The following is a 21182-nucleotide window of genomic DNA, read 5'->3' as shown; positions in this document are numbered from 1 at the left end:
CCACGCGTCCCTTTGTCGGCCCTGCCTCCAGTCGCCCTGGCGTGCGCCAGCGGGTGCGGCGTCCCGGAGGCTCAGGCTTTTTTTGGGGTGGCCTGCTGTGCGGTTTGCGAAGGGATCAGCGGGCGCAGCGGCTTGATGCGTTCGATGCCGACGGGCTCGGGGGGCATGGCGCCCCAGTCCTGGTCGCCTGCGTTGTTCTGGCCCGTGCCGCTTGCGTTCGGCGCGCGTTGGGTGTTCTGAGTCGCAGGTGCCGATGCGGCGGCTGCGCCTTCGGCCTCCGGCTTGCGCCGATGCAGCAGCACGGCTTCGGCCACGCGCTGCACATGGTCGGCGGTGATCGCCGCCGCGCCATCCCAGGCCGCGAGCGCACGCGCCGAGCGCAGCATCACGAGATCGGCGCGCAAGCCATCGACCTGCGATGCGATGCACAGCGCGCTGACGGCTTCGTGCACATCATCGCCGTACGGCAACACCGATGCATCCGCCACGAGCGTGCGGGCTGCGACGAGCGCAGACGCGAGTACAGCTTCGGTCTGCGCGTGCGTCGCACGAAAACCCTGCGGATCGGCGTCGAACGCCAGCCGCGCACGCACGATGGCCTGCCGCTCGGCCGCATCCTCGATGTTGCGCAGCTGCACGCAGAGGCCGAAGCGGTCGAGCAGCTGCGGGCGCAGCGTGCCCTCCTCCGGGTTCATCGTGCCGACCAGCACGAAGCGCGCCGCGTGCCGGTGCGAGATGCCGTCGCGCTCGACCACGTTGACGCCGCTCGCCGCCGCATCGAGCAGCGAGTCGATCAGCGCGTCGGGCAGCAGGTTGATTTCGTCCACATACAGCACGCCGCCATTCGCGCGCGCCAGCAGGCCGGGCGCGAACTTCAGTTCATGGCCTGCGAGCGCCTGGCCGAGATCGAGCGTGCCCACGAGGCTTTCGAGGCTCGCGCCCAGCGGCAGCGTGACGAAGGGCGCACCCGGCAGCAGCTCGGCCAGCGCACGCGCCGCCGTGGTCTTGGCCGTGCCGCGCGGGCCTTCGATCAGCACGCCGCCGAGGCCCGGGTCGACCGCGGCCAGCAACAGCGCCTGCCGCAGGTGCGGCTGGCCCGCAATCGCGGAAAAAGGAAAAGGCACCGGCATCGGGGCGGCAGTGGTCATCGGAGGGATCCTTCCATCTGCTGCTCGTGGTCGAGCAGCAGGTTTTCGAGCTGGGCCTGGTAGTCGCCGGGCGACTCCCACAGGCCGCGCTGCATGGCTTCGAGCAGGCGGCTGAGCATGTCGTGCAGTGCGCGCGGATTGTGCGCGTTGACGAAATCGCGGGTGTCGGCGTCGAGCACATAGGCGTCGGCCACCATCGCGTACTGGTGGTCGCCGACCACGCGCGCGGTGGCGTCGAAGCCGAAGAGGTAGTCCACCGTCGCGGCCATCTCGAATGCGCCCTTGTAGCCGTGGCGCTTGACGCCAGCGATCCACTTAGGGTTGACCACGCGCGCGCGGATCACGCGGCTGATTTCTTCCTTCAGTGTGCGCACGCGCGGCGCCTGCGGGTTGCCGTGGTCGCCGTGGTACATCGCCGGCTGCTGGCCGCTCAGGTGGCGCACGGCAGCAGCCATGCCACCCTGAAACTGGTAGTAGTCGTTGGAGTCGAGCAGGTCGTGCTCGCGGCTGTCCTGGTTCTGCATGACGACGTTCATGGCGCGCAGGCGCCGCACCAGCGCATCGGTTGCGGGCACACCGTCGCTGCCCTGCCCGTACGCGTGTGCGCTGCCGCCGACGTAGGCGTTGGAGAGGTCGTTGTCGGTCTGCCAGTCGCCGTGGTCGAACAGCGGTTGCAGGCCGGAGCCGTAGCTGCCGGGTGCCGAGCCGAACACGCGCCAGCCGGCCTGGGTGCGCGCGGCTTCGGGGCTCAGGCCTTCGCCTTCAAGCGCAGCCGTCTCACGAAGGATTCGGGCCCGGATCGGATTGCGCTCGGCGTCCTCGTCTTCCTGCGATGCGACGGCCTGCACCGCGGCATCGAACATCTGCACGGCATTGGGAAAGGCATCGCGAAAGAACCCCGAGATGCGCAGCGTCACATCGATGCGCGGACGACCGAGCCCGACCGTGGGCAGCACCTCGAAATCGACCACGCGCTGGCTGCCCGGCGCCCACTTGGGCCGCACGCCGATCAGCGCGAAGGCCTGCGCGAGGTCGTCGCCGCCGGTGCGCATCGTGGCCGTGCCCCAGACCGACAGGCCCAGCGCCACGGGGTAGTCGCCGTGCTCCTGCAGATGGCGCTCGACCAGTTGCGCGGCGGACTTGAGGCCGAGCATCCAGGCGGTGGGCGTGGGGATGGCGCGCGTATCGACCGCGTAGAAGTTGCGGCCGGTCGGCAGCACATCGGGCCGGCCGCGCGAGGGCGAACCGCTCGGGCCGGGGGGCACGAAGCGGCCTTGCAGTGCGCGAGAAAGCTGATGCAGCTCGTGCGGACCGCAGGCGTCGAGCGCGGGAGCGAGGCTTCGCTCGATGCGGCCCATCACCGCTGCCGTGTGCGGCATGTCGGGCGAGCAGGCGTTCTCTTCGAGCAGGCGCTGCGCCAACAACTCCAGCCGCTCTCGCGTGTCGCCGTGATGCCGCCATGCATCGGCACTCACCGATTGCAGCAGTGCCGGCCGTGCGCCCTGCCACGGCTTGGCCGCATCGATGTCGAGCGGGTCGAAGGCTTCGCCCGGCAGCAGGTCTTGCGCCAGCGCACCCAGCAGCCCGGCATTCGCCCCCACGCCGTCCGCGGACGGATAGCGCGCGAGCGCGAGCAGCGTGTCGCGCCGCAGTCGCGCCTCAGGCGAGGCGCCGAACACATGCAGCCCATCACGGATCTGTGTTTCCTTGAGCTCGCACAGGTACGCATCGACGCGCGCCAGCACCGCATCGTCTTCCGCGCCCGGCATGCCCAGTTCCTCGACCAGATGCTGCGCCCGCACCGCCGCGAGGATCTGCGCGCGCAGCACCTTCGCGCGTCGCGCATCGACCAGCAGCGCGTCGTAGTACTCGTCGACCTGGCGCTCCAGGTCCTGCAGCGGGCCGTGGTTCTCGGCGCGCGTGAGCGGCGGCATCAGGTGATCGACGATCACCGCCTGCGTGCGCCGCTTGGCCTGCGCGCCCTCGCCCGGGTCGTTGACGATGAACGGATAGACATTCGGCAGCGGCCCGAGGATCGCATCGGGCCAGCATGTCTGCGAAAGCGCGATGCTCTTGCCCGGCAGCCATTCGAGGTTGCCGTGCTTGCCGACATGCACGACCGCGTCGATGGCGAACGCATCGCGCAGCCAGAAATAGAAAGCGAGGTAGCTGTGCGGCGGCACCAGTTCGGCGTCGTGGTAGCTCGCGTAGTCGGCGGCGCCCAGCGTGCCGAGTGCGCGCGCGGGCTGGATGCCGACGAACACGCGGCCCAGACGAAGCCCGGCGATCATGAAGCGGTCTTGCCGCAGCATCGGGTCCTGCTCGGGCGTGCCCCAGCGCGCATCGATGGCGGCGGCCATGCCTTCGGGCAAGGCCGCGAGCCGCGCGCGGTAGTCGGCCAGCGCGTAGCTCTGCCAGGCGGGGCGTGCAGGCCATTGGGCAGGATCGTTCGCAATGCCTTCCTGCAGCGTCTGCATCAGCGCATCGCCATCGGTGGGGATGGCATCGCCGAGCACATAGCCCTCGGCCTGCATCGCGCGCAGGATCGCGATCACCGAAGCCGGCGTATCGAGCCCCACGCCACTGCCGATGCGGCCTTCGCTGCCCGGGTAGTTCGCGAGGATCAGGGCAACACGCTTGTCCGCCGCCGACAGGCTGCGGAGGCGACACCAGCGCCGCGCCAGCTCGGCCACGAAGGCGATGCGATCCGGCTCGGGCTGGTAGCTCACCACCTCGGTCTGCGTGAGTTCGCAGCGGTGCGAGAGCCCCTTGAAGCTCACGGCGCGCGTGATGATGCGGCCATCCATTTCGGGCAAGGCGATCTGCATCGCGATATCGCGCGGGCGCAGGCCCTGGCTGTCGGCCAGCCAGTCTTCGCGATTGCCGCCGCTGACGATCACCTGCAGCACCGGCGCATCGCCGGCCAGCGCGATGGCCTCGCCTGTGTCGTTCTGTGCGCCCTGCCCCAGTGCTGCGAAGGCGGTGGTGTTGAGCACGAGCTGCACGTCGTGTTCGCTGCACAGGCCGCGGAATGCGGAGAGGCACAGCGGGTCTTTGAGCGAATCGAGCGCGACCGGCAGCGGGTTCAGTCCTTCGGCATGCAGCGCGGCCGCGAGCGCATCGAAGGCGGCCGTGTTGCCCGACAGCAGATGCGAGCGATAGAACACCAGCGCCACCACCGGCGCATCCGCATGCCAGCCGGCACGCAGGTCATCGATGCCGGCGACCGTGTGCGCCGCATCGATGCCGCGCGGCACATGCAGCGCGACCTGCGGCAGGCTGCGCGGCGGCAGCGGCGCCTCGCCGTGCCCGAGGCCATGAAAGGCTACCGCACGCAGGAACTGCATCGCATTGCCCGCGCCGCCCGCGCGCATGTATTGCCAGAGCTGGCGGCTCACGGCGCGCGGCGCGGTGCTGCGCGCGAGCAGGTCTTCGTCTTCCTGCAGGTCGCCCGAGAACATCGCGAGCTGCTGGCCCTTGCGCTTCGCCAGTTTTTCGAGCTGCTGCAATCCGTAGGCCCACGCCGATTCGGCACCCAGGTGATCGACCACCACCACGCGCGCATGCTGCAGCACCTCGTCGACATACAGGTCGAGCGAAGCGGGCTGGCGCAGGTGCATGAGGTTGGCCAGCCGCAGCGACGGGTAGCCGGGATCGGTGGCCACCAGCGCGGTGCGTGCGGCGGCGAGCAGCGCGAGCGTGGTGTCGGCCGAACTGAGCACCACGATGTCGCCCGGCGTCTGGTCGAGCCGGGTGACGACGCTGTCGTCTTCGACGAAGCGCCCGGGCTGGGTGCTCAGCAGATGCATGCGGTCAGGCCGGAACGGCGGTCACGCCTTCCAGCGCCTTGCGCAGCGCGCCTTCGTCGAGGTCTTCGCCGATGAACACGAGGCGCGTGCGCTGCGCCTCGTCGTCGCGCCAGCGGCGGTCGAAGTGGTGGTCGAAGCGGCGGCCCACGCCTTGCACCAACAGGCGCATCGGCTTGCCCGGAATCGCGACGAAGCCCTTCACGCGGTAGATGGTGTGCTGCTCGACCAGCGCGGCGAGCGCGGCCAGCAGGCCGTCGCGGTCCACCGGCGGCAGCTCGATCACGAGCGAGTCGAACTCGTCGTGGTCGTGGTCTTCCTCGTGGTCGTGGTGGCTCTCGCGCAGGTGGATCGTGGTTTCGGCCGCGCGGCCCTGGCCCAGCAGCAGCGCGAGCGGCAGCTTGCCTTCGGTGGCGGCGACGATCTTCACTTCGGGCGGCAGCTCTTCGCGCACCAGCGCCTCGACCTGCGCGCGCGTGGCGTCGTCCATCAGGTCGGTCTTGTTGAGCACCACGAGGTCGGCGGCCGAGAGCTGGTCTTCGAACAGTTCGTGCAGCGGCGATTCGTGATCGAGGTTGGGGTCGGCGCGGCGGGCTTCGTCGACGGCTTCGGGGTTCTCGGCGAACTGGCCCGAAGCGGCGGCCGGGCCGTCGACCACGGTGACCACCGAATCGACGGTGAAGATGTTCGCGATGTCCGGCCACTGGAAGGCCTGCACCAGCGGCTTGGGCAGCGCCAGGCCCGAGGTCTCGATGATCACCGCGTCGATGTCGCCGCGGCGCTCGGCCAGCTGCAGCATCACGGGCAAAAACTCTTCCTGCACGGTGCAGCAGACGCAGCCGTTGGCCAGCTCGTAGAGCGCGCCTTCGCGCTCGTTGCCTTCATCGTCGCAGCCGATGCCGCAACCGCGGAGGATTTCGCCGTCGATGCCGAGCTCGCCGAACTCGTTGACGATCACCGCGATGCGGCGGCCTTCGGCATTGCCGAGGATGTGGCGCAGCAGCGTGGTCTTGCCGCTGCCGAGGAAGCCCGTGACGATGGTGACGGGGATCTTGGCGTTGCTGGGGGTCATGGAGAAATTCTTTCAGGCGCCGGTGGCGCAGGAACGGATGCTGAAAAGGCGGAAACGCGGCATTACCCCGAGCCGTGCTCGAGGACGCCGCGACAGGCGAGGATCAGACGCCGCCGTACAGGCGGCGCTCGACGAAGACCGTGCCTTGCAGACGGCGCCAGCCCTTGGCGGCCGCCAGCACGCCCAGGTCGACCAGCGGCTCGACCAGCACGACCGTCATGTAGGCAGCGCCGAAGCTGGCGATCTGGCCCAGGTTCTCAAGGCCCGTGCCGCGCCCGTAGAGCGCCCAGAAACCGACCCAGACCACGATGCCGCCCTGGTAGGCCACCGACAGCTTGAAGGCCTGCTGGTAGCTGATGTCCACGTAGGCCAGGTTCTCGGGAATGATCCGCCGTGCCAGCGCAGCCGTCGCGAACAGGGGCACCAGCAAGGTGGTGACGTTCATGCCGAACTGCGGAATGTCCTGCGGCTCGAAGAACAGGCCCTGGATGAGCAGCCCGCCCGCCAGGCCGATAGCCGCGGGTGCCAGCCCGAACACCAGCAGCAGCGTCGTGCCGAGGATCAGGTGCACCTCGGAAACGCCCACGGGATGGTGCGGCAGCACTTCGAAGAAGCAGAACACCAACGCCACGGCAATGGCCGAGCGCAGCGCCAGGGCGGCAAGGCCGTCCTTCACGGCGGTATCGAAGGCGACTTTGCCCGTGTAGGCCAGCGCGGCTGCTGCCGTCGCGTAGCTGAGGAATATCTTGGATCCGTCGACTAGACCTGGTTCGATGTGCATCGAGCACCTCCTGAATTGCACCGCAGTGCGAAAGTTGATTGTTGGTGGATGGGGTGGATCGCGCAAGCTCCGTCACGAACGCTGGAGCGTGCGCTGCGCTCCCGGCACGGCCGACGACCTGGGCTTGGGCCGCAGCCGACGCCAGCCGATCACCACGCCGCTGGCCGAAGCGACCGTGCCGATGATCGACAGCAGCCACACGACGATGTCCCACGCCGGCCGATACTGGATCAGCCACGGGAAGTCGAGGCTGTGCGCCGCGTTGAAGAGCAAGCGGTTCAGCCGGGTGTTGCGGTTGCTGCTGCCCGTGACCTGGCCGCTCGCGGGATCGATGTAGACCCAGCTGTGCGCGGCGTCGCCGAACGCGATGCGCCACACGGGCACGATGCGGTCGCGGTGGTGGCCGTACCAGTGGAAATCCTCGCGCGTCAGCAGGGTCGCCTGGGTGATGGCGGCGCCGGGGCGCAGGCGGGCGGCGGCGCGCACGATGTCGTCGCGTCCGATGGCGGCGGGCGCACCGGTGGCGGCATCGACCACGCGCGTGCGCGCCTGTGCATCGCGCAATTGCCAGAGCGGCTTGCCGTCGAACCAGAGCAGGAGCGCCTCGCGCGGTGCGTCAGCGCCCTCCTCCACAGGCCGCATCGGCAGCGGCCACGGAATCGGCGAGGAACCCGCGCCGGTGTAGCGCGCCATCGCGGCGGCATCGACCGGACTGCGCTCGAACCAGCCGTTCGGGTTCATCGACAACCAGCCGCTGACGATCCAGGTCAGCACGAAGAACCCGCCGATCAGCCCGGCGATGTGGTGCCAGGCCATCCAGCCCGTGTAAGGCGTGACGGCGCCGTTGCGAAACCGCCGGCGCAGGCGAACGCGCAGGATGCCGATCACGATGCCCGTGACGGCCGAGACGATGCAGGCGGCCGACAGCCACACCACCACGTCATGCCACAGCGGCGGATCGGCGCGAATCGGCGTGAAGTAGATCCAGTGCGGCACGGAGCCGAGCCAGTTCCAGAAGCGCTCGGAGCGCATGGTGTCGCGCACCACCTCGCCCGTGCGCGAGGACACGTAAAGCTCGGTGCCGGCGGCGTCGCCGAGTTCGATGCGGTGCAGCGGGCGCAGCGGGTTCAGGCCCTGCGGCACGGTCCACTGATCACGGTCCAATGTCTCGGCCCAATGCGCACCGGGCTGCGCCGAGAAGGCGCGCGCGATGGCTTCGGCGCGCGCGGCATCGACCGGGCCCAGCAACTGGCCGTTGCGGGCCGACACGGCAAAGCGCTCGCCGCGCGCATCGACGATGCGCCACACCGGGCCGGCATCGGGCGTGCCCTGCTGCATCTCCAGCGCGATACGCCGCGGCGGCTGTGCGCGCGCGGTGGCCGGCAAGGCATCGAGCGCCGCCGACGGCGCGACGACCGCCTGCTCGAATTTCACCGGCGCCAGGCCCGCGAGCCGTTCCTGTTCGGTGAGCGAGGGATAGCCCACGTACATCATCACCACGCCGGTAACGAACCACATCACGAACAGCAGGCAGCCGCCGATGCCCAGCCACCGGTGCGTCCAGTAGAGCCAGTGACGAATCCGCGGCCAGGCGCGGCGCCAGACGCCTTGGTGGTGCGGCTTCGTGGGGGACATGGGCGTTGTGGCGCTCAGAACTTCACGAGCGCTGAGACTTCGAACGAGCGCGGCCGGCCCAGCAACCACTGGTCGCCGCCGTTCGAGAACGACACGGGGTACTTGCGGTCGCCAAGGTTGAAGGCGCGCAGCGCGAGCTTGAGCGACGGGTTGGCCTGCCAGCTGACCGAAGCGTCCGCCACGGTGTAGGAGCCGATCTTGCGCGTGTTGGCGTTATCGGCCTGTCGCGAGCCCACGTAGCGCAGGCCCATCGCGGCCTCCCACTGCGGCAGGAAGCGCCAGTGGAGCCAGGCGTTGGCCGAAGCCTCGGGGATGCCTTCGGGCGTGTTGCCCGCGCGCGAAATCAGCTTGTTGCCGACGCGCTCGTTGAAATCGTCAAAGCGCGCGCGCAGTCTGGCCGCGTTGGCTTCGAGGCGCAGCGTGGACGTCAATGCGAGGTCCAGCGTGGCCTCGATGCCCTGCGACGACTGCTGGCCGACCTGCTGCGAGACCGTCGGGTCGCTCGCATCGCGTGAGAGCAGCTTGCGCTTCTGGATCTTGTAGGCCGCGATCGACCAGGCGCCGCGGTTGTCGGCGAGCTGACGCTTGTAGCCCACCTCGACCTGGCGGCCGGTGGTGAGGTCGAACTGCGATTGCGAGGTCGAGGTGGTGAGCAGCGAGCCCAGCGGATCGGCGGCGCGGGCGATCTGCCCGTAGAAGGACTGTGCTGCGTCAGGCGCGTACACCACGCCCACGCGGCCGGTGCCGTAGACGAAGGTGCGTTCGAAGTTGTTGACCGGCCGGGTCAGGTCGACGCGGCTGACCCTGGCATGGTCCCAGCGCAGGCCCGCGACCACCGACCACCGGTCGTTGATCGCGAGCCGGTCTTCGGCGAAGAAGGCGTAGGTGCGGGCCTGCGCGCGGTAGCGCGGCAGGTAGGGCTGCGGCGACTCGTACCGACCCGGCGCGAAGACGAACGGGTCCACCTCCGAGTAACCGCCGTAGGGCGTGTCGCTCGATCCGAGGAAATCGATACGGTTGACGTCGAAGCCCGCGAGCACCTGGTTGGCCATGCCGAAGAGGTTGTGGCGCCACGCGATGTCGCTGCGGTTGCCGACCTGTTCCTGGTGGTGGCCGATCTCCAGGTAGTCGTCGCGGCCGACGAGGCCGCTGTCGGGCTGGTAGGCGTAGGTCTCGCTGTCGCGCCAGTGGCGCTTCGTTTCGAGGCGGTAGAGCTGGTTGCGCACGGTAACGGCGCTGCTGGGCGTCCAGACCGCATCGAGGCGGGTCCAGCTGTCGCGGTACTTCAACTGGGCGTCGTCGAGGTTGTAGTTCAGGCCCAGGCTGCGGCGGTCGAGCCGGCCGTTGATCAGCGGCACGCCGAAGTAGCGCTCGGGCGACTGGCGGCCCTCGTCGTGCGAGAGGGTGATGTTCAGCTCGGGCGAAACGTCGAGCCGCACCGCCGCGCCGATCGCGAGGCTCTCGGATTCGCCGCGCGCCATGAAGCCGTTGGAATGCCGGTGGCTCACGTCGAGCCGGTACGAGAGACGGTCGTTGATGGCGCCGCCGCTGCCGAAGGCGATCTGGCGCGTGGCATCCGATCCGAAGGAGACCAGCGCCTCGTTCTCGATCGGGCCGCGCGTGGGCTTCTTGGGCACGGTGTTGATCGCGCCACCGATGGCGCCGTCGCCGTACATCACCGAGGCCGCGCCGCGCAGCACCTCGATGCGGTCGATCGACCAGGTGTCGAACGGAAAGGTCACGGTGCCCGCGCCCACGTAGAGGCGCGTGCCGTCGAACAGCTGCATCACCGAGCCGTGGCCCGCGAAGCCGCGCGCCACCATCGAAGTGCCGCCATTGCCGGGGCTGGAGTCGGCCGTGATGCCGGTGGTGCGGGTGACCGCGTCGATCACGTAGGCATCGCCGCGTGCGCGGATGGTGTCGCCGGTCAGCACCTCGATGCTGGCGGGCGTTTCCAGCGGCGTGAGGCCCAGGCGGCTGCCGGTCTGGGTCGGCTCGTCCATTGCGAGCGGCGTGTGGCGGCTGGCTTCGACCTGCACGGGTGCGAGGCTGTTGTTGCCGCTACCCGTCGTTCCGCCCGACTGCGCCATGGCGCTGCCTGTGCCGAAAGCCAGTCCCAAGCCCAACGAAAGACGTGAAAGGCGTACCCATTGCAGTGGCGCGCCCGTGCGATCGCGCGCCGGCGATGCTTGACCCATGTGACTTCTCCTCCGACCTGCGTCCCCGCAGGCTCCTGACCGAATGAGGACGTCGAGGGAGGCGGCTGAGGGCGGGCCGGTTCACGCGAGGGCGAAACGGCATGCCCGGACCCGCACTCCCGCAGCGTCCGATGGCGGTTGCGAAGGCCGGTATCCGGGCTCGCGGAGCGCTCCGATGACACTGTGAGTGCGCATCGGAGCCGAAACCCTCGCCTTCCCACGCCGAAGCGCAGTGGCTGCCGATGCTCAAAAGAAGAGAGACATCGACACGAGGTTTTCCAGATCCGCTGACCGTTGCGGGGGCAGCGCAGGAATGGATGCGTCCGTGAAGACGCAGCGCACCTGCTTCCCGTTTAACCCCCAGGCCATGGAATGGCATGCGGGGCACCTTCGAACCGTGTGGGTGGTTTTGCTAAGAAAAGCTTACAACCCGACCGCCGGAATTATAGGGAGCGCCCTCGGCGCGAGAACCGCGACCGCCGCTCGACCATCGCTCGACGCAACTCAGGCGGTTTTTCCTTCCGCGCCCAAGAGCCGCCGCATCACGGCGACACCGGCCACCAGCGCGTTCGAGTAGCTGGCATAGGGATCGTGGGCGGCCTCCAGCGGCACGTAGACATGGGGCCGGTCGTCGGCGGCCGTTTCTTCCATGAGCACCCAATAGAACTCGCCCGCTTCCAGTTCATGGACGGTGAGCGCGATGTTTCGCAATGGGGACGTGGAAAGACGGTTCATGCGGCGTGTTTCTGTCAATGAATGGGCGAAGAGTGCGGTTGACAGCTTCCGGGCTTCTCCTACAGAGCTTGGGGATGGCGCGAACTAATGTTGTCTTCAGGGACGTCAAGAACCAGGAGGCAACATGAAGCACTTCACTCTGGAGCCCAACATGCGCGCCAGCATCGGCGGCGCGTTCTATCCGACCGGCTATTCGATGGTGATGTTCCCGAGCGCCGAGGACGCGGACCGCATCGGCCACCGATTGATCGAGAAAGGCGTGAGCGGCGACGAGGTCTACCTGATTTCCGCCGAAACCCTGCTGGAGGAAATCAGCCCGACCGCCCGGGACTCGGACAACCCCCTGCCCTCCGCCGGCACCGATGCCGCCACGGTGCGCGCCTACACCAAGCTCGCGCGCGACGGCCACACGGGCCTTCTTGTCAGGACGAAGGACGAAGCGGCCGCGAGCCGGATGATGGAACTGGTGCGTACCGTGCCCTACTCGATCGCGCAGCGCTACCGCACGCTGGTCATCGAGGATCTCTGAAACGGCGCCCGCCCCTTCGGACTTCAAGCCGGCACGGCCATCGACACCGCGCGCTGCACCACGTCGCGCGCCATGGCCTGGGCGAGTTCGTGTTCGCCGAGGAACACGGTGACCGCCGCGTCCTGGGTGAGCAACTGGGCTTCCTGCTCGTTATGGCTGCGGATCACGGTCTGGATCGACGGATTGAGCGTGCGGGCGGTCTCGATCATCTGGCGCACGTTCAGGGTGTCGGGCGTGGCCACCACCAGCACGCGGGCGCGGGCCACGTGGGCCTGGATCAGCACCGCGGGGTCCGCCGCATCGCCCCACACGGCGGCGACGCCGGCTTCGCGCAGCTTCTCGACCAGTTCGCGGTTCTGCTCGGCCACCACGTAGGGAATGTCGTTCGCCTCGAGCTCGGCCGCGATGCGGCGCCCAACGCGGCCGTAGCCGACCAGCACCACCTGCCTGGAGAGGTACTTCGCCTCGGTCGTCATCGGCAGTTCGGCCAGCGGATCGTCGCGTGACTCGAGCCCGCGCGCGAACGAGGAATGGGCGTGCAGCCATTTCTGCATCGGCGCGATGAGGCTGAACCACAGCGGATTGGTGGCAATGGAAATGAGAGCGCCCGCGAGCACGAGACTCTGCCCCTCGACCGGCAACAGCCCGAGCGACACGCCCAGCCCCGCCAGGATGAACGAGAACTCGCCGATCTGCGCCAGGCTTGCGCTCACCGTGAGCGCCGTGCCCAGCGGGTAGCGGAACACCAGCACCAGCGCGCAAGCCGCGAGCGATTTGCCCAGCACGATCACCCCTACCACTGCGAGCACCTGCAGCGGGCGGTCGATCAGCACCGAGGGATCGAACAGCATGCCCACCGACACGAAGAACAGCACCGCGAAGGCATCGCGCAGTGGCAGCGACTCCTGCGCCGCCCGGTGGCTGAACTGCGACTCGCGCATGACCATGCCGGCAAAGAAAGCGCCGAGCGCGAACGACACGCCGAAGAGCGCCGCCGAGGCGAAAGCGATGCTCACGGCGGCCGCCACCACGCACAGCGTGAACAGCTCGCGCGAACCGGTGCGCGTGACCTGCCAGAGGATCCACGGGAACACGCGCCGGCCCACCACCAGCATCAGCGCGACGAAGCCGCCGACCTGCAGCAGCGTGAGACCGAGGGTCTGCCACAGCGGGGCGACCACTTCGCCCGGCTGCGCACCGTGACCGCCCAGCGTGCTCGCGAGCGGCGGCATCAGCACGAGCACCAGCACCATCGCGAGGTCTTCGACCACGAGCCAGCCGATGGCGATGCGGCCGGTGAACGAATCGAGGATGCCCAGGCTCTCGAGCGCGCGCAGCAGCACCACCGTGCTCGCCACCGAGAGCGCCAGGCCGAACACCAGCGCGGCACCGGGGCTCCAGCCCCACCACAAGGCAAGGCCGCCGCCGAGCAGCGTGGCGACGGCGATCTGCGCCAGTGCGCCGGGCAGTGCGATCTTGCGCACAGCCAGCAGGTCGTCGAGGGAAAAGTGGAGGCCGACGCCGAACATCAGCAGCATCACGCCGATTTCGGCGAGCTGTGCGGCAATTTCCGCATCGGCCACGAAACCGGGGGTGAAGGGGCCGATGATCACGCCCGCGAGGAGGTAGCCCACGAGCGCCGGCAGCCGCAGCTTGGCCGCCAGGAAACCGAACACCAGCGCCAGGCCGAGGCCGGCGGCAATGGTGTTGATGAGGGAAACGCTGTGCGGCATCGCTGCATTTTGCAGGAACGATGCCTGTCCTTTTATTTCACACGGCCTTCTGGAGGGGCGTCCGAGACAGGAGCATTCAGGGCGGGTGCACAGGACATCGGGTGCTCCCCTCCGCGAATGTCCTCCGCCTTCGGCTCCCCCTTTATTTCGCTGCGGGGAGCACCCGATGCCCTGCGCACTCGGGCACGCCGTGGGTGTGCAGCCGGATCAACCAGCCATCTTGCTGTCGCGAGCGCTCTCCAGCACTTCGGGCTCTTGCGATTCGACCCAGCTCTCGTTGTTCAGGCCCGCCTGCAGCCGCTCGGTGTCGAGCTCGTTGGTCCACTTGGCCACCACGATGGTGGCCACGCCGTTGCCGATCAGGTTGGTCAGCGCGCGCGCCTCGGACATGAAGCGGTCGATGCCCAGGATGAGCGCGAGGCCCGCCACCGGCACATGGCCCACCGCCGAGAGCGTGGCCGCCAGCACGATGAAGCCGCTGCCGGTGACGCCCGCCGCGCCCTTGGAGGTGAGCAGCAGCACCGCGAGCAAGGTGATCTCCTGCATCAGCGTCATCGGCGTGTTGGTGGCCTGCGCAATGAACACCGCCGCCATCGTGAGGTAGATCGAGGTGCCGTCGAGGTTGAACGAGTAGCCCGTGGGAATCACCAGGCCCACGCAGGTCTTCTTCGCACCCAGGTTCTCCATCTTCTCCATCATGCGCGGCAGCACCGACTCGGACGACGAGGTGCCCAGCACGATCAGCAGTTCTTCCTTGATGTACTTGATGAACTTCCAGATCGAGAAGCCGTGGAACTTCGCGATCAGCCCCAGCACCACGAAGATGAACAGCAGGCAGGTCAGGTAGAAGGTGCCCATCAGCTTGCCGAGCGAGAACAGGCTGCCCACGCCGTACTTGCCGATGGTGAAGGCCATCGCGCCAAAGGCGCCGATGGGGGCGACCTTCATGATGTAGTTGACCATGCCGAAGAGCACGTGCGAGCCCTTCTCGATCACGTCGAACACCAGCGTGCCGCGGCCGCCGAACTTGTGCAGCGCGAAGCCGAACATCACAGCGATCAGCAGCACCTGCAGGATCTCGCCCTTGGCGAAAGCATCGACGACGGTGCTGGGAATGACGTTGAGCAGGAAGTCGACCGTGCCGGTCATCTTGCCGGGGCCGGTGTAGGCCGCGATCGACTTGGTGTCGAGCGTGGTCGGGTCGATGTTCATGCCCACGCCGGGCTTGAGCACGTTGACCAGCACGAGCCCGACCACCAGCGCGATGGAACTGACGACTTCGAAATACAGCAGTGCCAGGCCGCCGGTCTTGCCGACCTTCTTCATGTCTTCCATGCCGGCGATGCCGACCACCACCGTGCAGAAGATGATCGGCGCAATGATCATCTTGATGAGCTTGATGAAGCCATCGCCCAGCGGCTTCATGCTTTCGCCGACCGAGGGATAGAAGTAGCCGAGCAGCACGCCGATGATCACCGCGGTGATCACCTGCACGTAGAGGGAGCGGTAGAGCGGGAGCTTCTTGACGGGTGTGTTTGTTGTGGGTTCCATGACTTGCCTCCGGAAGGGTTGAGAACTGTAGGTCCGTATCAGGCGTTTTCCATTCGTAGAAGCCACATTCTTCCAATGAAAAAACCCGCCGAAGCGGGCTTTTTCATCAGGTCTCGGTCAGCATCTCAGTGCATGTGGAGGCCGCCGTTGACCGAGAAGTCGGCCCCCGTCGAATAGCCGCCTTCGTCTGTTGCCAGCCACGAGATGATCGAGGCGATTTCGCTCGGCTCGCCCAGGCGCTTGACCGGGATGGTGGCCACGATCTTGTCGAGCACTTCCTGGCGGATGGCCTTGACCATGTCGGTGCCGATGTAGCCCGGGCTCACGGTGTTGACCGTCACGCCCTTGTTGGCCAGCTCCTGCGCCAGCGCCATCGTGAAGCCGTGCATGCCGGCCTTGGCCGCCGAATAGTTGGTCTGGCCCGCCTGGCCCTTGGCACCGTTCACCGAGCTGATGTTGATGATGCGGCCCCAGCCCTTTTCGACCATGTCGCCCACCACCTGCTTGGTGACGTTGAACATGCTGTTGAGGTTGGTCTCGATCACCGCGCTCCAGTCCTCGGGGGTCATCTTGAGGAACATGCGGTCGCGCGTGATGCCGGCATTGTTGACCAGCACGTCGATGGCGCCATGCGCTGCCTTGGCGGCGGAGAACGCTTCGACGGTGGATTGCCAGTCGCCGACATTGCCGACGGAGGCGTGGAACTCGAAGCCTTCGGCTTTCTGTTCGGCCAGCCACTTGGCATGGTCGCGCGTGGGGCCGCAACCGGCGACCACGGTGAATCCGTCTCTGTGCAGACGTTGGCAGATGGCTGTTCCGATGCCACCCATGCCTCCGGTGACATATGCAACTTTCTTGCTCATGAAATTTCCTTGATGTTTGCTTGGCAAAAGCCTGAACGGCCGCCTTCACTCTAGCCATTTTCACGCCATCGACCTCTGAGGAAAACACTGAGCCAAGCTTGCAACCAGCTGTCACGGAGCGCTGCAGAGGTGCAACCTATATGCTCAGCTCTGTACGCTCTTGCTCACGCATTGCCCTCAAGGAGTTCGAAAGTATGAATTTCGGGATCATCGTATTCCCCGACGTCGAGGAACTCGATTTCGTCGGGCCTTGGGAAATGCTCACCATGTGGAGCAAGCTCGCAGCGGGCCCGCAGCACTGCCTGATCGTCGCCGAGAAGCGCGAGCCGGTGGTCTGCGCCAAGGGCCTTTCGGTCAATCCGCATGTGTCGTTCGCCGATTGCCCGCCGCTCGACTACCTGCTCGTGCCCGGCGGCATGGGCACGCGGCGCGAGGTCGACAACCCCGCGATGGTGCAGTTCCTGGCCGCGCAGGCGCCGGGGTGCAAGGCGCTGCTGTCGGTATGCACCGGCGCCTTCGTGCTGCATGCGGCGGGCCTTCTCTCCGGCAAGACCGCCACCACGCACTGGGGTTCGCTCGATCGCCTGCGCGCGCTGGGCGACGTGAAGGTGGTCGAGCAGCGCTTCGTGCAGGACGGCGACGTGTGGACCTCGGCCGGCGTTTCTGCGGGCACCGACCTGATGCTGGCCTTCATCGCCCACACCGCCGGCGAGGAAGCCGCCGCCAAGGTGCAACTGCAAGCCGAGTACTACCCGGCGGACACGGTCTACGGCAGCACGGCGAGCCATGAACGCGCGCCGGCGTATGTGCGGCAGCCGGGCGGCAAGCTGCGAAAGACGGCATGAGCGCGACGGCCTCCTCCGATCTCGAGCCGCTGTCCGTGCTCGCCGCCCGTGTCGGTGCGACGCTGCGCGAACGGCGCGAGACGGTGGCGGTCGCCGAGTCTTCGGCGGGCGGCCTCGTATCGGCGGCCCTGCTCGCGATTCCGGGCGCATCGGCCTTCTTTCTCGGCGGTGCGGTCGTCTATTCGCGGCGTGCTGGTAAAGCCCTGCTGGGGCTGACACGCGAAGACATGGGCGACATGCGCGGGGAAACCGAGCCCTACGCCCGATTCATCGCAGCCCGCATCCGCGAGAGCCATCGCGCGACCTGGGGCATCTGCGAGAGCGGCGCGGCCGGGCCTTCGGGCAGCCCTTATGGCGATGCGCCGGGGCATGTGTGCGTGGCTGTCGCCGGTGCCGTCACCGTGAGCCGGACCGTCGAGACCGGCGACACGGACCGCCCCACGAACATGGAAGCGTTCGCGCGGCTCCTGCTTGCGCTGTTCGACGAGACACTGCGCACGCAGAACACACCTTCCGAAGCCACCGCCCGATGAGGCAGATGGGCCTTCCAGACATCGCGATGAACGACGACATCACGCCGCAAGACCCGGCCGCCGACACGACGCTCCAGATGCGCGTGCTGCGGGAACACGTGGCCTCCGTCTACGCGGGCCACACCATGGCGATCTCCGCGCACTTCGGTTTTGCCATCGCCATCGTGCTCTTTTGCTATCTGAAGATCGAACCGGCGCTTCGCCCCTGGGTGCTTGCGTGGTTTGCGCTGCTGATCGTGGCGGACTCGTATGCCCTGCTCACTTCGCGCTGGAAGCCCGCCACGCCGCTGGCCGACGTCCCGTACTGGGCACGCAAGTACACCTGGCTCGCGACGCTCGTCAGCGCAACGAACGTCCCCGCGGTCTTCCTCCTCATGGTGGTGGACAACCCGGTGGTGACCACCATCGCAACCGTGGTGATCATGGGGAGCTGGACCCGGGCCGTGCAGGCGCGCTGGCCCCTCAAGGCGGCCATGTTCGGCTACGGCATTCCCATGATGTCCGGCCTGATCGTCGCGCTGGCATGGCACGGCGGCGAACTGCACTGGTTTCTTGCGGCGTTCTGCACGGTCAACCTCGTGCTCACGCTGCGCGCGGGCGTGCAGCAGAACGGGCGGTTGACCGAGTCACTGATCCTGCGTTTCGAGAACGAGTCCCTGGCCGCGCGCCTGAAGGAACAGATCGCAGCCACGCAGCGCGCCAGCGAAGAAAAGACCCGCTTCCTCGCGGCGGCCAGCCATGATCTGCGCCAGCCCCTGCATGCCATCGCGCTGTTCGGCGCCGCCATGGAAAACGGCTTGCGCGATCACACGGAGCGCAAGAATGCCGAGCGCCTGATGCGGGCGGTCGACACCCTGGGTGCATCGCTGGACACCATGCTCGATGTCTCGCGCCTGGACGCGGGCGTGGTCACCACCGAGCCGAAGGCCATCGAACTCGACACGCTGTTCCTGGCGCTCAATCACACCTTCTTCCAGCGCGCCGGACAGAAGGGGCTGGAGTTGCGCATGCGCGCCAGCGGACTGTGGGTGCGCAGCGATGCGCAGTTGCTGCACCGCATGCTCTCGAACCTGATCGACAACGCCGTCAAATACACCCGGCAAGGTGGCGTGGTCGTGTGCGCGCGAACGCGCGGCGAGGACGTGTGGGTGGAGGTGCGCGACACCGGCATCGGCATTGCGCCGGAGCAACTCGGGCGCATCTTCGAAGAGTTCTACCAGATCGACAATCCGGGCCGCGACCGCACGCACGGCCTGGGCATCGGCCTGTCGATCGTCAAGCGCCTGTCGCGCCTGCTGCGCCATCCGGTGCTGGTGCACTCCCGTCCGAACCGGGGCACGCGATTCCGGGTGATCGTGCCGAAGGTCGAGTCCACCGCGGTGCTGGCGGCCGATCGGATGGTCGAAGACCTCGAACCGCCGACGCGCCATCCACCCGTCGCGCCCAACCTGCGGGGGCGCGTCCTGCTGATCGAGGACGAAGCGGAGATCCGCGTGGCCATGGCGGAGCTGCTGCGGGCCTACGCGATCGATGTCCTGGCGGTGGCCGACGAGATGCAGGCGATCGATGCGCTCTCGGCCCCGCAGGCGCAGCAGCGCCCCTTCGCGATGCTGCTGTGCGACTACCGCCTCGCGGACGGCGAGGACGGATTGGAAGTCGGCCTGCGCCTTCGCGAACGCTTTCAGCCGGCCACGCCCTTGCTGCTGATCACCGGCGAGACCTCGCCCGACCGGCTGCAGCGCGCGCGAGCCTCCGGCGTGCCGATGCTGTTCAAACCCGTGAGCGCCGCCGCGCTGCTGCGGGCCATGGCCGACCTGGCGGCCGACGATGCCACGGCCCTCGCGGCCGCGCTGAACCCCGGTGCCTTTCGGCATCCCAGGGACCCGCTTCTCCTGGACAGCTGAGGCCTGTTCACGCGACGGCTGCCGTTTCCCGCCGTCATTTGACGGAGCCCGCGGTCAAGCCCTGCACCATGTAGCGCTGCATCCACGCGAACAGGATGGCGACAGGCACCACGGCACAGATCGCGGCCGCCATCACCAGCTCCCACTGCACCACGTACTGGCCTGCAACCATGTTGGTGACGAGAACGGTCAGCGTCTGCTTTTCGGTGGAGCGGATCAGGGTGTAGACCACGGCGAACTCGTTCCAGGCATTGACGAAAGTGACCAGTGCCGTGACCGCCATGGCCGGCAATGCCAATGGCAGGAACACCTTGAAGACCGTGCGCACCGACCCGGATCCCTCGAGCCAGGCCGACTCCTCCAGGTCACGCGGAATGGTCTCGAAGTACGACGTCATCATCCAGACAGCAAAGGCGATGCCGAATGCGCCATAGGCCACCACGACGGACAGGCGCGAATCGGTCATGTTGCTCCCGTCGAACCACGGGATGCTGGTCGCCATCTTGAACAGGCCCACCACCAGGAGAACGGGCGAGATCATCTGGGTCACGAGCAGGAACTGCCGGTAGCCGCCCCGGCCGCGAAATCGCAGGCGCGCCAGCGCATAGGCGGAGGGAACGCTGATGGCAATCGTCAGCACCGTGGCGGAGAGTGACACCAGCAGGCTGTTCAGCAGCGCGCGCCCAAACCCCGTCTGGGTCCACATGACTGAGAAATTGCTCCACTGCCACTGCTGGGGCAGCCACCGGGCGGGATAGACATAAATCTCCGAGGCGGGCTTGAGCGCCGTGAAGAACATCACTGCGAGTGGAAAGACGACCACGGCCACCAGCGGCAGGAGCAGCAGCCAGCACCAGAGGCTGCGCAGGAGCTTGTCTTTGCGGATCATGCGGCGGCCTTCGCGGACTGCCGTTGTTGCAGCCGGAGATAGAACATGGTGAAGGTCAGCAGCAAAGCCAGCATGACGAGCGAGATGGCGGCGGCCTCACCGGGACGACCCAGCCGGAAACCCAGTTGGTACAGCCAGGTGACGAGGATGTGCGTGGCGTTGTCCGGCCCGCCCTGCGTCATGATCCAGATGATGGGAAAGGAGTTGAAGACGTAGATCACGTTCAGCACGATGGCCATGTGGATGAACGGCTTGAGCAGCGGCAGCGTGAGCCGGCGGAACTGCTGCCAGCGAGACGCGCCCTCGATGTCTGCCGCCTCGTAGATGTCCTGGGAAACGGACGCCAGGCCGCCCAGAAAGATGCTGACGGTGAAGGGAATGGACACCAGGATGCCCACGCCCACCTCCACCCAGAAAGCGATGTGTCCGTCGGCCAGCCAATTGATCGGCTCCTGGATGATTCCGATCATGGCGAGGCTGGCATTGACCATGCCGTACTGGCCATTGAAGGACCAGGTCCAGACAATGGCCGTCATCGTCAGCGACACCGCCCAGGGCAACATGACGATGGTGCGCGCAATGCCCCGGCCATAGAAATCCCGCTGCAGGATGAGCGCCACCGGAACGGCGAACAGCACGGCGCCGCCGACGACGCACACCGTCCATTGCACGGTGCGCCACACCACATGGACGAACACCGGGTCGGTGAACACGGTGCGAAAGTTGTCCAGGCCATTGAAGGCGCGCAGCAGCCCGAAGCGCGAGATATCGTGCATCGACTGGAACACCAGCGTGGACAGCGGGTAGGCAAGAATGAAAACTGTCAGCAACAGGCTCGGTGCAATCAGCCCCCAAGCCAGGACAGGGCCTCGAACGGGATTCTGCATAGGGCAACTCGGTCGAAATAGACGTGCGACACGCGGGAAACGGGCGCTGCCCTGCGGACTGCGCCCGGGAGGG

At 67.4% G+C, this 21182-nt stretch carries 16 protein-coding genes and 1 riboswitch; of the genes, 4 read left to right on the top strand and 12 right to left on the bottom strand.

The features are described 5' to 3' along the window. Positions 1–71: 71 nt before the first annotated feature. The 7 genes from NU688_RS30180 to NU688_RS30150 form a co-directional block, all read right to left on the bottom strand. Complete coding sequence (locus tag NU688_RS30180) at positions 72–1148, bottom strand: ATP-binding protein (RefSeq protein WP_257864527.1); 1077 nt, start codon at positions 1146–1148, stop codon at positions 72–74. Continuing rightward, entirely contained in the window at positions 1145–4957 is a 3813-nt protein-coding gene (gene cobN, locus NU688_RS30175) for a cobaltochelatase subunit CobN (RefSeq protein ID WP_257864525.1), read from the bottom strand. The genes NU688_RS30180 and cobN overlap by 4 nt, the downstream gene beginning before the upstream one ends. Positions 4958–4961: 4 nt before the next feature. Further along, the gene (cobW, locus tag NU688_RS30170) at positions 4962–6026 is read right to left on the bottom strand and encodes a cobalamin biosynthesis protein CobW (protein WP_257864524.1); all 1065 of its coding nucleotides are present in this window, start codon (positions 6024–6026) and stop codon (positions 4962–4964) included. A 103-nt stretch (positions 6027–6129) separates the two neighbouring features. Next, positions 6130–6807, bottom strand: coding sequence for an energy-coupling factor ABC transporter permease (locus tag NU688_RS30165; protein ID WP_257864523.1), 678 nt, complete (start codon positions 6805–6807; stop codon positions 6130–6132). A gap of 72 nt (positions 6808–6879) precedes the next feature. Then, on the bottom strand, positions 6880–8442 hold the full coding sequence (locus tag NU688_RS30160; RefSeq protein ID WP_257864522.1) for a PepSY domain-containing protein: 1563 nt from the start codon (positions 8440–8442) through the stop codon (positions 6880–6882). Positions 8443–8456: 14 nt separating this feature from the next. Beyond that, positions 8457–10640, bottom strand: coding sequence for a TonB-dependent siderophore receptor (locus NU688_RS30155; protein ID WP_257864521.1), 2184 nt, complete (start codon positions 10638–10640; stop codon positions 8457–8459). Between the two features lie 127 nt (positions 10641–10767). Next, a riboswitch (cobalamin riboswitch) is annotated at positions 10768–11047 on the bottom strand. 97 nt (positions 11048–11144) lie between these two features. Beyond that, entirely contained in the window at positions 11145–11375 is a 231-nt protein-coding gene (locus NU688_RS30150) for a hypothetical protein (protein ID WP_257864520.1), read from the bottom strand. Between the two features lie 124 nt (positions 11376–11499). Between NU688_RS30150 and NU688_RS30145 the strand changes: the two genes are divergently transcribed. Continuing rightward, positions 11500–11904: a hypothetical protein gene (locus tag NU688_RS30145; protein WP_257864519.1), complete on the top strand. Its 405-nt coding sequence runs from the start codon at positions 11500–11502 to the stop codon at positions 11902–11904. 23 nt (positions 11905–11927) lie between these two features. Here NU688_RS30145 and ybaL read toward each other — a convergent pair whose 3' ends face one another. From ybaL to phbB, 3 genes are all read right to left on the bottom strand, one after another. Then, positions 11928–13637, bottom strand: coding sequence for a YbaL family putative K(+) efflux transporter (gene ybaL, locus NU688_RS30140; RefSeq protein ID WP_257864518.1), 1710 nt, complete (start codon positions 13635–13637; stop codon positions 11928–11930). Positions 13638–13844: 207 nt separating this feature from the next. Continuing rightward, positions 13845–15188, bottom strand: coding sequence for a dicarboxylate/amino acid:cation symporter (locus NU688_RS30135; RefSeq protein ID WP_257864517.1), 1344 nt, complete (start codon positions 15186–15188; stop codon positions 13845–13847). Between the two features lie 125 nt (positions 15189–15313). Beyond that, the gene (phbB, locus tag NU688_RS30130) at positions 15314–16051 is read right to left on the bottom strand and encodes an acetoacetyl-CoA reductase (protein WP_093431499.1); all 738 of its coding nucleotides are present in this window, start codon (positions 16049–16051) and stop codon (positions 15314–15316) included. 194 nt (positions 16052–16245) lie between these two features. On the opposite strand from phbB, the gene NU688_RS30125 reads away from it, so the two are divergent. Genes NU688_RS30125 through NU688_RS30115 form a run of 3 tightly spaced genes read left to right on the top strand, consistent with a single transcriptional unit; the run spans position 16246 to position 19333 of the window. After that, positions 16246–16896, top strand: a complete 651-nt coding sequence (locus NU688_RS30125; RefSeq protein WP_257864516.1) for a DJ-1/PfpI family protein — start codon at positions 16246–16248, stop codon at positions 16894–16896. Further along, positions 16893–17429 carry a CinA family protein gene (locus NU688_RS30120; RefSeq protein ID WP_257864515.1) on the top strand — a complete coding sequence of 179 codons (537 nt, stop codon included), beginning with the start codon at positions 16893–16895 and terminating at the stop codon, positions 17427–17429. The genes NU688_RS30125 and NU688_RS30120 overlap by 4 nt, the downstream gene beginning before the upstream one ends. A 26-nt stretch (positions 17430–17455) precedes the next feature. Continuing rightward, the gene (locus tag NU688_RS30115; RefSeq protein ID WP_257864514.1) at positions 17456–19333 is read left to right on the top strand and encodes a hybrid sensor histidine kinase/response regulator; all 1878 of its coding nucleotides are present in this window, start codon (positions 17456–17458) and stop codon (positions 19331–19333) included. A gap of 34 nt (positions 19334–19367) precedes the next feature. Here the strand turns inward: NU688_RS30115 and NU688_RS30110 are convergent, their stop codons facing one another. Both NU688_RS30110 and NU688_RS30105 read right to left on the bottom strand, forming a co-directional pair. Next, positions 19368–20222: a carbohydrate ABC transporter permease gene (locus NU688_RS30110; protein WP_257864513.1), complete on the bottom strand. Its 855-nt coding sequence runs from the start codon at positions 20220–20222 to the stop codon at positions 19368–19370. Next, positions 20219–21109, bottom strand: a complete 891-nt coding sequence (locus NU688_RS30105) for a carbohydrate ABC transporter permease (RefSeq protein WP_257864512.1) — start codon at positions 21107–21109, stop codon at positions 20219–20221. Before NU688_RS30105 ends, NU688_RS30110 begins: the two co-directional genes overlap by 4 nt. Positions 21110–21182: the final 73 nt, after the last annotated feature.

The organism is Variovorax sp. ZS18.2.2 (genome assembly GCF_024701975.1).
Classification (GTDB): Bacteria; Pseudomonadota; Gammaproteobacteria; order Burkholderiales; family Burkholderiaceae_C; genus Variovorax.
Note: the sequence above shows the minus strand (reverse complement) of the source record. Positions and strands in the feature narration are given on the sequence as shown.